Genomic DNA, 12,339 nt, shown 5'->3' on the forward strand with positions numbered 1-12,339 from the left:
GCGCTTATTTTAACTCGTAGTTTGTTAGTTCTCTGGCGAGTTTCAATGCTCCCTCGCGGTTTTGAGCAGGAGCTGCAATGACCTGGCCATCGTCACTTGTCCAGGATTCATCAGGAGAATACGTAATGACGATCTCCTCAAAATTATCTTTTACAAAAATCTCCCCTACAAGTCCGATATCTGACCCATAATAGAATAAGGTTCCGGACTCTTCTCCGCTGTTTCGGTAATCAATTAGAGCCTCAGCTTCTTTCTCAGGAATTTTAGTTTCAGTGCCCTGTATATTAAAATAGCCTTCATATACAGCGCCACCAAACAATGTTTGTTTTAATTCCCCATCGAGTTCAATTCGTACGTCTTCTGACTGATCATTGCCTAACTGTAAATGAATACCTTCTAATGTTTGATTAAAATCTTTTGGTTGTGTATACCAAATTGTAAACGCAGTAAACCCGATCAGTAAGACGGCACCGCCAATTAAAGCACCTCTTGCCACCACTTTACCTTCTCGAAAGTCAATCTCCTTTTCCTTTTCCTGCAGTTTACTTTCAACCGCCATATTGAAAAGGTAATTTAAAATAACAGCCATGATTGTTAAAATAAGAAACTTGCGCCACAACGTGCTAAATGTATAAGGATCGAAATGACTGAGAAGTAGAAATGTCGCCGTTGTCATCACGAGCAACATTAAACTTGTTCTGTCAAACTGCTTCCATTTCGATATGTATTTAATGCCCGTCATGATTAAAACAAGCACGACAGCTAATAAAAATACACTTGATAAATCTGAAACTGATAGCCTTAAAAAGCTCACACAAACACCTACTTCGTTAAAGTTTCATTCTCATCATAGCATATCATGATATACTACAAAAAGGAAGAAGTAGGAGGGTATCAATGTTTAATATAAACCCGAAATAAACGGCGTATGATTGAACAAATTCAAACTTATTTTTATGAAGAACGTGGAGATGAAATTGGTGAAATCGCGGCAGAAAGTTTTCTCGAATTTATGACGGAGGAGTTAGGGCCACACTTTTATAATAAAGGCATTGAAGATGCAAAAAACTTAGTTGAACAAAAAGTGATGAATATAGATGAAGACCTACTAGCATTAGAACGCCCAATTAAATAAAAGCCAACAGGGTAGTTGGCTTTTATTCTTCATTATGGCCTTCACGATCATCTTTTTTCTCATGCTTTTGATCCCAATTCGGTACAAAACCATTCGCTTCTAGTTTTTCATAATGCTTCACTAAGTAACTGATGACATGATCTCCTTTTTCTTTTGAAATTACACCAAAGTCAACGTATTTTTGTATAATCTCCTTCTCTTTTTCTAATACTTCATTTTGTAGAGACGCCATCTCTTCCTGCTGCTCTTCCGTTAACTCAGACTTTTCAACTGGATCGGGTTCAGCTGATACAACACCAAATACTCCAATAGCTATTACCGCAACAGTCAAAACACTAAACCAAAGTTTCTTCATGTTAACAACTTCCTTTCATGTAAGGTATCATTCGTTAACATGTTCAATATTGTCTTATTTATCCATTACAATTACATGACAAAAGCAGGGAACGAGTCCCTGCCTTTATATTAATGAATTTGTGGTTGTTGGTTTTGCTTTTGCTGTTGCCCCTGTTGTGCTTGCTGCGCTAATGCTCCCATAGGGTTTTGCTGATTTTGCGTTTGTTTTTGTTGCTGAGCTGCTCCGCCCTGTTGTTTTTGACCCATTTGACCTTGTTGATTCATCATATTCGTTAGCATTGGTAAAAAGCTCTGCAATTGACCACCGCGACCGGTCATCATGCTATAAGCTGCAGCTCCAATTCCAATTGATGCAATCATCGGAAGCCATTCTATATTCTTCATGCGCATTTGCATTGACTTACACCCCTTTTCATATACATGATCATTATTAGTTTGGTTCTAAAAGGGATGAGTATGTTTAACAATTGCTTCCACTATACTAAAGCCTTCAGGTTTTCATAAAACGTTTAAGTCAGGTAAATAAATATGATCAATATCATTAACTAATTCATTTGCCAATTCATCATTATGAATAAAAATAGTTAAATTCCTACGGTTCTGCGCCTTAAACCATACCCGTTCATTTTCAATTAAGCCAAGTTTAGCCATCTCTTTGATCGACTCCCTCGGTGTTTCTACGGCAACTTCTTTAGCTTCTAAATACGAATAGATCACTTTATTCGCATGCTCCATAGCCATTTCAAAAAAATGTATGTACCCCGCGATCTCAAGTTCACTATCTAACATCTCTTGACTATGCTCGTTCAGACGGTTAAACACTTTTTCATAGTTCTCAAAAAATTGCTTCCACCGTATTTCTTTACTGTCTTCCATAGGAAAAGCTCCTTATTATAAGTCTTCTATCTATATTAAAACAAAGATTAAAGGATTCGTCATATATTTGTCGAAATATATAACAAATATAATTCGGAGGTTTACCATGCTAAAACGACATAAAGTATTGTTTAATCAGCTTAAATCTTATAGAGAAGAGTTGTTGTCACTCGTGAGTGATGTCTCAGAAAAAGAGGCTGACATCACCCCAAAAGGTTTTAACAACAGCATTCGCTGGAATTTAGGGCATGTTTACTTAGACCAATACATGTGGATTAAAGTGTTGACGAAAGACAATCTATATCCTGATCATTACAACGGTTGGTTTGGATTCGGGACAAGCCCGAATGATTTTAGCGCTGAGACCCCATCTTTTTCACATTTAAAACAACTATTAAGCGAGCAAACTCAAAAATTATAGACCTCTATGGTAACCGTCTAGAAGAAAAAATTTCCACCAACCGAAATGGGAATGTTTACAATTGAACAGGCCTTGATCAGAACTATTTTTCATGAAGGCATGCACATTCAAGCTATTAATGATTTGAAAAAATTTATTCGTTATTAACAATATTGGGAAGTGCTAGAAATGAAGCCACTATTAAAAAACCGTTCTTTCACATCTATTTGGTTTGGCAATGGTATATCAGAACTTGGTGGACAATTCGGGACGTTCTGCATGTCCATCTTGGTGTATCGCCTTACAGAATCCACATTGGCTTTAGGTAGCATATGGATTTTATATTATTTATCATCCTTAACGTTACAGCTTATCATTGGGCCTTACATTGATAGGTGGAGTCGGAAATGGATTATGGTCCTCACCCAGTGGTCAAGGGGACTTATTTTCATCTTTCCGCTAATTGTTTTATCTACGGGGCACCTAGAAGTGTGGCACTTATATCTGGTTCAATTCATCATTGGAATCATTACCCCTCTATATATACCTGCGAATCAAGCAATCACTCCAACGATTGTATCTAGAGAACAACTACAAACTGCAAATGGCTATTTAGAAAGTACCATTAGAGTCATGACGGTTGTGGCACCCATAACTGCCGGGTTAGTTGTTCAATACTTGAGTGCTGAAATCACATTGGCAATGGTTAGTACTTTGTTATTTTTAAGCGGATTTCTTATTTTGCGCGTTCAAGAAAAAAGAGGTCCTCGAGATATTCGCAAACCATGGATTCAAGAGTTTATAGAAGGTACTTCATACTTTTTCAGACAAAAATCATTTTATGGCTAAATATTTTCTTAGCATTTGTTCAATTTGGTGTTGGCGTCACCATTGTTATTACGATCCCTTATATTACAGATGTTCTCGCTGGTAATGAGCTTCATTACGGGTTATTTTTAGCCGGATTTCCACTAGGATATGTAATTGGGGCATTATTAATTAACTATTTCAAAATAAATAGCAGAAGACTCATGATGCTTGGTGCCTTATTTGTCGGAGGCTTAACGTTTATTGCACTTGGGTTCAACCATAGTATTTGGTTTGCGATTTTCACTGAAAGTATTGGCGGAATAATGATTGCTATTTTTAGCATACATAACATCACCTTATTACAACTAGCCGTCCCGGACCGACTTATGGGAAAGGTGGGATCTGTGCGTATGTTAATTGTCCGAGGAGCTGTATTGTTAGGGCTGTTTATAGGTGGAATTTTGAGCGAATTATATGGCATCAGACCAATGTACTTTATGATTGGTGGGATTATTTGTGCTACCTCTTTCTTTGGTATTTCACTTCCGTACTTTAAGTTTATAGATGAAAAAATAACGGAAGACCAATCGCCTCTTAATGTTTAATTAAAATTAAGAGTGGCAATATATCTATAAAACCTTTTAAGGAGGATTTTAGATGAGCCACGAAAAATATGCTGATGTCATTAACGTTTTTACATGAATGTATGGAGGCATGTAACCATTGTTACACAGCCTGCCTACAGGAACCTGACTTAGAACATATGATTGAATGTGTAAGATTAGACCGAGAATGTGCTGATATTTGTTCAAACTTTGAACAAGCCTTAACATTAGATACGAAATTCGTTAAGGAATACGCACAATTATGTGCAGCTGTATGCCGTGCGTGTGGTGATGAATGTGCTAAACATGATCATGACCACTGCCAGAAGTGTGCAGACGCATGTCATAGATGTGCTCAAGAATGTGAGAAACTAGCATCATAACAGTAAAGCTCCAGTGGGTTCCCACTGGAGCTTAATTTAATCTTCTCTACCTTGTGCTCGATCAATCGTACCTTCATGATACCCATCCGAGACTTGTTCATGTGTTTCTGCTAACCCTTGTTCTATTTGGGTTTCACCTTCATAGTCCGAAGGCTCATAATTCTTCTCAGCAACTTTATTCTCTTCCTGCTTCTTTTTCTTATGTGACATGCTTAACCTCCATTCACCTTTTCCCTTAGTATGAACAGAAATTAAGAATTAACACTTAAGCGGACTTTTTCGTGTCATATTCTAAATGGGTTTCCCAATAATAAATTTGAGGCAATCTATAATAAATCCAGTATTCTTTAAGGACCATACCACCAACAAATGTGACCATTTGCCAATCAATATTCCTGAGCATCGCACCCTCTCCTTTGTAAGAATTTATGTTGGAAAGAGGTTGTACTATTCGCTTTTAAGTCGTTCAGATTAACTTAAACAACAGATTGAGTTATCATAAATTATGATACAAAGAAAGTTAAAACAAAAACTTGAAAGGTTTGGTTTTTACATATGAAACAATATCGCATAGACCCTAGTAATGGTCTTGAGTTTGGATTGTATACATTGGGCGATCACTTACCTAATCCACAAACGGGTGAACGAATTTCTGCACAACAGCGAATTCACGAAATCATTGAGTTAGCTCAACTGGCTGAACAAGCCGGGCTCGACTTTTTTAGTGTCGGTGAGAGCCACCAGGATTTCTTCACGACCCAGGCGCACACAGTCGTGTTATCGGCAATTGCTCAGGCTACTGAAAAATCAAAATCTCTAGTTCGTCAACTATCATTAGTACTCTTGATCCTGTCCGCGCGTATGAAGACTTTGCAACGCTTGACCTTATTTCAAAAGGCCGTGCTGAGATTGTGGCTGGGCGAGCGTCACGTGTAGGGAACTTTGAGCTTTTAGGGTACAGCTTAAGAGACTATGAAGATTTGTTTGAGGAAAAATTTGACCTACTAGTAAACATAAATGAAAACGAAGTCGTTAATTGGGAAGGAAAGTATCGTGCTCCGCTTCGTAATGCACGCGTGCTTCCTCGACCACAAGACGGCTCGATGCCAATTTGGCGTGCAGTAGGGGGTACACCTGCAAGCGCAAGGAAAGCAGGTTATGCGGGCGTACCGATGTACTTAGCTCATTTAGGAGGTCCAGCAACAATTTTTAAACGTTCAATTGACGCATATCGAGACGCATTAGAATCAAGTGGTTATAACCCTGCTGAGTTTCCAGTATCGACGGCTGGTTTTTTCTATACTGCTGAAACAACGCAGCAAGCTCAACGCGAGACGTACCCTCACATTAATGAAGGCATGAAACGTACAAACGGCCAAGGCTTCCCTAAACAGCATTTCGCTCAAGGCGCAGACCCACGCGATGTCATGAATATTGGTAGCCCACAAGAAGTCATTGAAAAAATTCTTTACCAACATGAACTCTTCGGCCATCAACGCTATATCGCACAGATGGATTTTGGTGGGGTGACGTTCGATAAACTAAAGCGTAACATTGATACGATCGGATCTGAGGTACTACCAGCCATTCGTAAGTACACGAAGAAGTAAGGAGGATTATAGATGAAGATTGTAGCTCTATCAGGCTCTATTGTCGGGTCAAAAACCCGAACAGCCATGGATTATACGGTTAAATTGTTAAGTGAAAAGTATCCTAGTCATAAGGTGACGTTGATTGACCTGGCTGATTATGACATTCAGTTTAGTGACGGACGTAACTATCTCGAGTATGAAGGTGATACAGGTTACGTCACAAAAACGATCATGGAAGCAGATGCGATTATCATAGGAACGCCCATTTTCCAAGCATCAATACCTGCAACTCTGAAAAATATCTTTGACCTACTACCCGTTAATGCGTTCCGTGACAAAGTCGTCAGCATGCTCGCAACGGCCGGATCTTCTAAGCATTTTTTGATATTAGAAAATCAACTAAAGCCGATTCTTGGTTATATGAAAGCTCAAATCGTTCAGTCCTACGTTTTTATTGAGCAGGAAGATTTTCAGCGAAAAGAAATTGTGAATCATGATGTCCTATTCCGCATCGAGCGTCTAGTTGATGACACAGTAGTGTTAACCGAAACCTACCAACGCATCCGAGAAGAAGAAGATGCTAAATACGATTTTTAAAAAGGAAAGGCTTTTGCGCTTAGACGCAAAGCCTTCTTTTATTATATCTAACCTATTTTTGAAATTATCTACCCCAGTTTCAAATATATCTACCGTGAAATTTGTCGACGGGGTAAAAAACTCGTTTTTATCTACCGTTTTTCTGAGTTTATCTAACCCAATTATTTTTCCTTAGGATTGCGGTATTTCTTCTCAGTTTGGGATGTGCTTTGGCTGTTCTTCTTGTCTTTCGTATTCTTCTCTTCTATTTCTAAGTCTTTTAGTGGAATCTCGTCGGTCAGCTGCTGATCTTTGAACTTGTGCAGTTCACTACGTTCTTCTTCATAGGCGCTCTGTCGCTTGTTATCCACTGTGTCTTTCTTTTTTAAGTCCTTTTGTTTTTATCGCTCATAGCATCACCACCTAAATTAAGACTTTTAACTTGTTTACCTGAATTGACTATAATTAAACATACTAAAATATGATATAATAGCTTAAATACCATTATTGGGAGGTCTGAAATGAAAGAAAATGTGACTCTGGCTTGGATTGCTATTTGGTTTGCGACTGTTGGGCAGTTATTATTCTTTGTTGGGCTATCCATTTACACTGGTGAGTGGGGTTATGCTATTTGGAGTTTCTGGGTAGCGGTTGTAATTGGGATCCCTACATCCATCAACACCTGGAAGGCACATATAAGGACGAAAAAGGAGCAAGGTTAATTTAACCATTGCTCCTTTTCACAGGTTCAAATTCAAACAACTTCCCTTCATAGATCAGATCTAGACGGTCGCTTTTGCGAAAATCCTCTGGTGTTACCATGGCCGGAAGCTTATCCCAAAGGTTTATACTTGACCGCTTTAATACTTCCGCTACAAACTGCGAACAAAAATACGAATTGCTAAATTCAATCGGTTCCTTAATTGACACGCCAACCACACCTAGGAAGTTATATAAAAACTTATCGTTCTTCCTGATAAACACATTTAAAATCCGTTTCATCTTTTCAATTTCGCGATCAGTCACACTTAATTTATAAATCACACAGGTCGTCTCAGGGTAATAACTATACGTCCCCGTTAACACATCTTCTTTGACAAAACCGCCATGAAGTGGGTTTCTAGGATTCTTGCGCCCAAAGCTATACATTTCTTTAAGCTCCGAATCAAACGCGATGGATGCGTGATTGTAAGGGGCTCTGGTATAGGATTTTATTAGATTCGTGAATAACGTCCCCGTATCTGATAGCACAATATACACCTGTTGCTCACTCATCGTATCCCTCTTTCAAAATATTATAAAAAATTCTTACTTTTCATTATATACGATATACTGTAAGATGAATGCAGCTTTTAAGAATAGAGGTGAACCTCTTATGACTGAAACCGTATGGACCTTATCAATTTTGTTAATCGCCCTACTCTCAGCGTCCACAGCTTTATATTTTGTCAAAAAGAAGCAAGCGCACAAAGATTTCACAGCGATTCAAGCACGAGTCAAAACTTGGTGGGGAATGCTTGTGGTTTTTAGTTTTGCAACATTATTCAATCCAATCGTTTCTCTAATCTCAATTATGATTTTATGTTTATTTGCCTTAAGAGAGTACTTTTCGATGATGAAAACTAGAAAATCTGATCGCCGTTTGTTCTTATGGACTTACCTTGTTATCCCGCTTCAATTTTATTGGATTTATATCGGTTGGTATGGCATGTTTATCGTCTTTATTCCTGTTTATGTATTCTTATTTCTACCATTACCACGGATTCTCGGTAAAGGGACATTGGGATTCTTACAATCAGTGAGCTTCACTCAATGGGGTCTGATGTTAATGGTGTTCGGCCTTAGCCATTTAGCTTATTACCCAATTGCTTCACCTGAACTTGGACCCAATCTTGTTTTATTCCTCATTATTCTTACCCAGATTAATGATGTGGTTCAGTATATCGTTTCCATTTACTTAGGTAAACGCAAGGTCGTCCCTACGGCTCATCCCTACATTACGTGGGAAGGATTCTTGGCATCAATAACCATTACGACCATTGTGTCCTATTATTTATACCCTTACTTAACCACGTTTGATTTGACCTCGGGATTTTATCTGGCGTCATCATTGGGATTGCTGGATTTTTAGGTGGCGTGACAATCTCATTTTTAAAACGTGATTTACTCATAGCAGATCACGAAAACAAGAGTCCCTCAAGGACAAATATCTTAGCCGTGTTGATAGTCTAACCTATACGTCCCCTGTCTTTTTCCATGTTGTCAGATACTTTTTTGACTTTATGTAGAATCAGGTAGCAGCCACATGCTACCTGTTTATTTTTAACCTCTGCGGGCTTTTTGAATCGATTCTCTTAATGAGACCTCTAGCTTCTAAATCCAATTTGACAGCCGTGCAGTACCAAGAAGGTGACCCATCAAAACTATCTTTTACAGCAGTCAATACTTCTTTTGATAACTCTTTAAACGTAATTCCTTCATGTTTTTCTATAACTGACAAAATGACATCTTTAATTTGATTGTACTTCTCTTTGTCGATGGATTGCATATGTTTGTCTGAATTCGGGTGTTGTAACTTAATTCTATTACCCATATCATCACCTCTAGGTTTATTTTACCAGATTCTATTCTATTTATTTCACTAAAAATACTATAAAGGTCCACTTCAAAAATAAGAGATTTCATATAATATTATGGTAACAAAACTTAATTAATAAGGAGGGATGATATGAAATTGTATTTAGATCCTGGTCATGGTGGCACCGATTCTGGGGCAACAGGTTACGGTTTACTTGAGAAAAATGTGAACCTTGATATCGCAAGACGAATTCAAAATCTGTTAACTCATAACTTTGAAAATGTAGATATTTTGATGAGCCGAAACAGTGATGAAACTAAATCACTTAATGCGCGCTCGAATGAGGCCAATGCTTGGGGAGCTGATTTCTATCTATCCATTCACTGTAATGCCTATAACGGAAACGCCCAAGGTTATGAAGATTACATTCACAGCAGTCTTTCCGATTCATCCCAAACTGCTCAGTATCGTGATATCATTCATGAAGAGATTATTCAATTGAATAGATTAGTTAACCGAGGTAAAAAGAAAGCAAATTTCCACGTTCTTAGGGAAACTACCATGCATGCCATGCTGACGGAAAATGGGTTCATTGACCACCCAGAAGACAACAAACTTATAGCGGACGAGAATTGGCGTCAAGATGTTGCCCAAGGACACGTCAACGGACTAGCAAAAGCCTTTAACTTAAAACGAAAAGAACAAGACTCAGGTGAAACAATATACAAAGTCATTGCAGGTGCTTTTCAGACACGCGACAATGCCGAAAACCGCGTGGAATACCTTCAAAACCAAGGGATTGACTCTTTTATCACAACAGTTACAATATCAGGAACAACTTGGTATCGCGTTCAAGCAGGCGCCTTTTCTATTAGGGAAAATGCCGAAGCTCGCTTAGAAGAAGTAAAAAAAATGCTGGTATTCAAGATGCTTACATCTTAACAGAAGGTGAAGTCGATCAAACTCCAAAAGAAAAACCATCCGGTTACTCCATTCAAGGAAATACCTTTCTATCTCCTGAACTAATGCAACGTTTCGTAAAGGAAATCAATCAAGATGCTCCAAACCTTGCTAACTACTATCTCAACTTAGGTAAAAAATATAATATCCGCGGGGACATTGCTTTTGCCCAGGCTATTCATGAAACAGATTACTTTAGGTTTACCGGCGTCGTGAAGCCTGATCAAAATAACTACGCTGGAATTGGTGCAACTGGACCAGATAATCCTGGAGCAAGCTTTGACTCCCCTGAACAAGGCGTCAGAGCTCACATTCAGCACTTGTATGCCTATGCTTCTACCAAACCTTTACCAAAAGGCGAAAAACTAGTCGATCCACGATTCGATTTAGTCACAAGAGGAAGCGCTCCAACTTGGATTGGTCTGAACGGTAAATGGGCAGTTCCTGGTGACAATTATGGCCAGATGATTTTAACGATTTATCAGAAAATGATAGACTTCTCGGTCAATGAGCTTAATCAGATTAGAAATAAGTTATCGAAATAGATATGTAAAAGCTGAGAATTAAAAAAAGTTCTCAGCTTTTTCTATTAAGTGCTAGACCAATTTAAAGAAGTTATACTACCTCTAACATTAAATAACTGAATCGGATTCATTGTATTCAGGTCTACATACCACATCGAATTAGCGAAACTTTCTTCTGTACAACCTGCTAAGTAGATTAGACTTTGAGCATTCGGTGACCATCTTATAGGGGTAGAAAAACAATTAGAAGTAGATTTTATTAAATCATTTCCTCCTCTGCTCCCCACGGTTTTAATTTGTGAATAATAACCTTGTTCGTCATCGAAAGCAGTAGCACTATAAGCAAGTTGCGATGAATCTGGCGACCACACAGGATTATAATCTTTTGCCAGTGGTCCACCTGAAATACCAAATATATTGCCTGTGTCTAATTCGAGCGTATGAATAATGGATATACTTGCACCTGGTGAAGTAAATAAAGCCAATGTTCCATTCGGAGATAATCTTAAAAAGTTTACTGGGGCCTGTTGATTTGTAAACTGAACTTCATTACTGCCATCTATATTAATTTTATACATTTGTCTCATTCCGCCTGCATCCAATGCTGAGAATAAAAGCTCTTCACCATTCGGATACCATTGAACGTCTCTAGGTAGCTGATTATTAATCATTTTTGCCTGATGACTTAACGTGTTATATAAAACAATTTGATTACCTTTTGTATAAGCAATTGTATGATGATCATTAGACCAATCTATTGTTAAAACATCATCTTGACTTAATTGATCAATCTGCGATAATTGTCCATTTAATAGATTTAGCACGAACACAACATAATTGAGTCCAATAAATGCTATTTTCATGCCGTCTGGAGACCAAGAAGGGACTGTGAAGGTATCTGCCAATTGATTGGTTAATCCTTGATGCGTTCCATTAGCTGGATGGTATAGCCACAAATCATAGGAACCTCCATGGTTAGAATTATATGCAATTAACCCTCCCCCTCCAGGAGGTGCATAGGGAACGACTAATTGCATCCCTGGAAAAATTGTTGTATTTGCTAATTGATTGACTACTTGTAATAAAGGGAAATTAATCGACTGATTTGTCCTAACATTATATCTTCTAGCAATCTGATACAATGTATCTCCAGGTTGAACAGTGTAATACGGGAGTCCTGGCGGGATTATTAAGCGTTGTTCTGGAAAAATGGTATAAGGTGGCCGTAGTTGATTAAGGTTGATAACAGATTGCGGATCCACCCCATACATTTGAGATATACTATAAATGGTGTTTCCACTTCTGACACGATGTGAAAGAAATGGCTTTGGAATCGAAAGCTGCTGACCAATTATTAAATTATTTATGTTTGCGATATTATTCGCAGATGATAACTGACCAATTGTAAGGCCAAAACGTCTCGCTAACCGGGATAAGGTATCTCCTCTTTTGACCGTATAAAAATGTTGAACAGGGGCATTAATCATATTCACTCCTCCCTGCCAACACTATATTCTCTTGACCTACCAGGTATTCGTTAAAA

General features: G+C 38.2%; 15 protein-coding genes and 5 pseudogenes. 10 read left to right on the forward strand and 10 right to left on the reverse strand.

The window, feature by feature from the left end:
- Window positions 1-4: 4 nt before the first annotated feature.
- On the reverse strand, window positions 5-814 hold the full coding sequence (locus tag JCM13188_RS13855) for a hypothetical protein (protein ID WP_054754637.1): 810 nt from the start codon (window positions 812-814) through the stop codon (window positions 5-7).
- Window positions 815-928: 114 nt separating this feature from the next.
- On the opposite strand from JCM13188_RS13855, the gene JCM13188_RS13860 reads away from it, so the two are divergent.
- Window positions 929-1,135, forward strand: a complete 207-nt coding sequence (locus tag JCM13188_RS13860) for a DUF2164 domain-containing protein (protein ID WP_054754638.1) — start codon at window positions 929-931, stop codon at window positions 1,133-1,135.
- A 22-nt stretch (window positions 1,136-1,157) separates the two neighbouring features.
- On the opposite strand, the gene JCM13188_RS13865 is transcribed toward JCM13188_RS13860, so the two are convergent.
- From JCM13188_RS13865 to JCM13188_RS13875, 3 genes are all read right to left on the reverse strand, one after another.
- On the reverse strand, window positions 1,158-1,490 hold the full coding sequence (locus tag JCM13188_RS13865) for a YckD family protein (protein WP_054754639.1): 333 nt from the start codon (window positions 1,488-1,490) through the stop codon (window positions 1,158-1,160).
- A 110-nt stretch (window positions 1,491-1,600) separates the two neighbouring features.
- Window positions 1,601-1,888, reverse strand: coding sequence for a hypothetical protein (locus JCM13188_RS13870; protein ID WP_054754640.1), 288 nt, complete (start codon window positions 1,886-1,888; stop codon window positions 1,601-1,603).
- A gap of 102 nt (window positions 1,889-1,990) precedes the next feature.
- Window positions 1,991-2,368 (reverse strand): HI0074 family nucleotidyltransferase substrate-binding subunit, encoded by a 378-nt coding sequence (locus JCM13188_RS13875; RefSeq protein WP_054754641.1) that lies wholly within the window; start codon window positions 2,366-2,368, stop codon window positions 1,991-1,993.
- 106 nt (window positions 2,369-2,474) lie between these two features.
- Between JCM13188_RS13875 and JCM13188_RS13880 the strand changes: the two genes are divergently transcribed.
- The 3 genes and pseudogenes from JCM13188_RS13880 (at window position 2,475) to JCM13188_RS13890 (ending at window position 4,566) form a co-directional block, all read left to right on the forward strand.
- Window positions 2,475-2,789, forward strand: a complete 315-nt coding sequence (locus JCM13188_RS13880; protein WP_369405057.1) for a DinB family protein — start codon at window positions 2,475-2,477, stop codon at window positions 2,787-2,789.
- A 168-nt stretch (window positions 2,790-2,957) separates the two neighbouring features.
- A pseudogene (locus tag JCM13188_RS13885) lies at window positions 2,958-4,183 on the forward strand (MFS transporter).
- A 101-nt stretch (window positions 4,184-4,284) separates the two neighbouring features.
- Window positions 4,285-4,566, forward strand: a complete 282-nt coding sequence (locus JCM13188_RS13890; protein ID WP_500796499.1) for a four-helix bundle copper-binding protein — start codon at window positions 4,285-4,287, stop codon at window positions 4,564-4,566.
- A 36-nt stretch (window positions 4,567-4,602) separates the two neighbouring features.
- On the opposite strand, the pseudogene JCM13188_RS19425 reads toward JCM13188_RS13890, so the two are convergent.
- Window positions 4,603-4,809 (reverse strand): annotated as a pseudogene (locus tag JCM13188_RS19425) (YozQ family protein); the annotation flags it as partial.
- Between the two features lie 22 nt (window positions 4,810-4,831).
- Window positions 4,832-4,969 (reverse strand): hypothetical protein, encoded by a 138-nt coding sequence (locus JCM13188_RS19430; RefSeq protein ID WP_279401886.1) that lies wholly within the window; start codon window positions 4,967-4,969, stop codon window positions 4,832-4,834.
- A 152-nt stretch (window positions 4,970-5,121) separates the two neighbouring features.
- Here JCM13188_RS19430 and JCM13188_RS13895 point away from each other — a divergent pair.
- A pseudogene (locus tag JCM13188_RS13895) lies at window positions 5,122-6,176 on the forward strand (LLM class flavin-dependent oxidoreductase).
- Between the two features lie 12 nt (window positions 6,177-6,188).
- Window positions 6,189-6,755: an NADPH-dependent FMN reductase gene (locus JCM13188_RS13900; RefSeq protein WP_054754643.1), complete on the forward strand. Its 567-nt coding sequence runs from the start codon at window positions 6,189-6,191 to the stop codon at window positions 6,753-6,755.
- Window positions 6,756-6,916: 161 nt separating this feature from the next.
- On the opposite strand, the pseudogene JCM13188_RS13905 reads toward JCM13188_RS13900, so the two are convergent.
- A pseudogene (locus JCM13188_RS13905) lies at window positions 6,917-7,117 on the reverse strand (YczO family protein); the annotation flags it as partial.
- A 138-nt stretch (window positions 7,118-7,255) separates the two neighbouring features.
- Between JCM13188_RS13905 and JCM13188_RS13910 the strand changes: the two are divergent.
- Window positions 7,256-7,456, forward strand: coding sequence for a hypothetical protein (locus tag JCM13188_RS13910; RefSeq protein ID WP_054754645.1), 201 nt, complete (start codon window positions 7,256-7,258; stop codon window positions 7,454-7,456).
- Window position 7,457: 1 nt separating this feature from the next.
- Here JCM13188_RS13910 and JCM13188_RS13915 read toward each other — a convergent pair whose 3' ends face one another.
- Window positions 7,458-8,009: a hypothetical protein gene (locus JCM13188_RS13915; RefSeq protein ID WP_054754646.1), complete on the reverse strand. Its 552-nt coding sequence runs from the start codon at window positions 8,007-8,009 to the stop codon at window positions 7,458-7,460.
- Window positions 8,010-8,109: 100 nt separating this feature from the next.
- On the opposite strand from JCM13188_RS13915, the pseudogene JCM13188_RS13920 reads away from it, so the two are divergent.
- Window positions 8,110-9,022 (forward strand): annotated as a pseudogene (locus JCM13188_RS13920) (phosphatidate cytidylyltransferase).
- Between the two features lie 20 nt (window positions 9,023-9,042).
- Here the strand turns inward: JCM13188_RS13920 and JCM13188_RS13925 are convergent.
- Entirely contained in the window at window positions 9,043-9,327 is a 285-nt protein-coding gene (locus JCM13188_RS13925; RefSeq protein ID WP_054754647.1) for a DUF6958 family protein, read from the reverse strand.
- Between the two features lie 135 nt (window positions 9,328-9,462).
- On the opposite strand from JCM13188_RS13925, the gene JCM13188_RS19435 reads away from it, so the two are divergent.
- Together JCM13188_RS19435 and JCM13188_RS19440 are read left to right on the forward strand one after the other, a co-directional pair.
- Window positions 9,463-10,254, forward strand: coding sequence for an N-acetylmuramoyl-L-alanine amidase (locus tag JCM13188_RS19435; protein WP_279401887.1), 792 nt, complete (start codon window positions 9,463-9,465; stop codon window positions 10,252-10,254).
- An 83-nt stretch (window positions 10,255-10,337) separates the two neighbouring features.
- Window positions 10,338-10,817, forward strand: a complete 480-nt coding sequence (locus JCM13188_RS19440; RefSeq protein WP_279401888.1) for a glucosaminidase domain-containing protein — start codon at window positions 10,338-10,340, stop codon at window positions 10,815-10,817.
- A gap of 44 nt (window positions 10,818-10,861) precedes the next feature.
- On the opposite strand, the gene JCM13188_RS13935 is transcribed toward JCM13188_RS19440, so the two are convergent.
- Entirely contained in the window at window positions 10,862-12,283 is a 1,422-nt protein-coding gene (locus tag JCM13188_RS13935; RefSeq protein ID WP_054754648.1) for a LysM peptidoglycan-binding domain-containing protein, read from the reverse strand.
- Window positions 12,284-12,339: the final 56 nt, after the last annotated feature.

This window comes from Piscibacillus salipiscarius JCM 13188 (assembly GCF_001311865.1).
Lineage (GTDB): Bacteria > Bacillota > Bacilli > Bacillales > Alkalibacillaceae > Piscibacillus > Piscibacillus salipiscarius.

What these genes read in the sequence shown, in the direction of transcription:
- JCM13188_RS19440 (WP_279401888.1), top strand. Translation starts at nt 10,338, where the DNA reads ATGCAACGTTTCGTAAAGGAAATCAATCAAGATGCTCCAAACCTTGCT.
- JCM13188_RS13890 (WP_500796499.1), top strand. Translation starts at nt 4,285, where the DNA reads ATGGAGGCATGTAACCATTGTTACACAGCCTGCCTACAGGAACCTGAC.
- JCM13188_RS19430 (WP_279401886.1), bottom strand. Translation starts at nt 4,969, where the DNA reads ATGCTCAGGAATATTGATTGGCAAATGGTCACATTTGTTGGTGGTATG.
- JCM13188_RS13880 (WP_369405057.1), top strand. Translation starts at nt 2,475, where the DNA reads ATGCTAAAACGACATAAAGTATTGTTTAATCAGCTTAAATCTTATAGA.
- JCM13188_RS13910 (WP_054754645.1), top strand. Translation starts at nt 7,256, where the DNA reads ATGAAAGAAAATGTGACTCTGGCTTGGATTGCTATTTGGTTTGCGACT.
- JCM13188_RS13870 (WP_054754640.1), bottom strand. Translation starts at nt 1,888, where the DNA reads ATGCAAATGCGCATGAAGAATATAGAATGGCTTCCGATGATTGCATCA.
- JCM13188_RS13915 (WP_054754646.1), bottom strand. Translation starts at nt 8,009, where the DNA reads ATGAGTGAGCAACAGGTGTATATTGTGCTATCAGATACGGGGACGTTA.
- JCM13188_RS13935 (WP_054754648.1), bottom strand. Translation starts at nt 12,283, where the DNA reads ATGATTAATGCCCCTGTTCAACATTTTTATACGGTCAAAAGAGGAGAT.
- JCM13188_RS13865 (WP_054754639.1), bottom strand. Translation starts at nt 1,490, where the DNA reads ATGAAGAAACTTTGGTTTAGTGTTTTGACTGTTGCGGTAATAGCTATT.
- JCM13188_RS13875 (WP_054754641.1), bottom strand. Translation starts at nt 2,368, where the DNA reads ATGGAAGACAGTAAAGAAATACGGTGGAAGCAATTTTTTGAGAACTAT.
- JCM13188_RS13860 (WP_054754638.1), top strand. Translation starts at nt 929, where the DNA reads ATGATTGAACAAATTCAAACTTATTTTTATGAAGAACGTGGAGATGAA.
- JCM13188_RS13900 (WP_054754643.1), top strand. Translation starts at nt 6,189, where the DNA reads ATGAAGATTGTAGCTCTATCAGGCTCTATTGTCGGGTCAAAAACCCGA.
- JCM13188_RS13925 (WP_054754647.1), bottom strand. Translation starts at nt 9,327, where the DNA reads ATGGGTAATAGAATTAAGTTACAACACCCGAATTCAGACAAACATATG.
- JCM13188_RS19435 (WP_279401887.1), top strand. Translation starts at nt 9,463, where the DNA reads ATGAAATTGTATTTAGATCCTGGTCATGGTGGCACCGATTCTGGGGCA.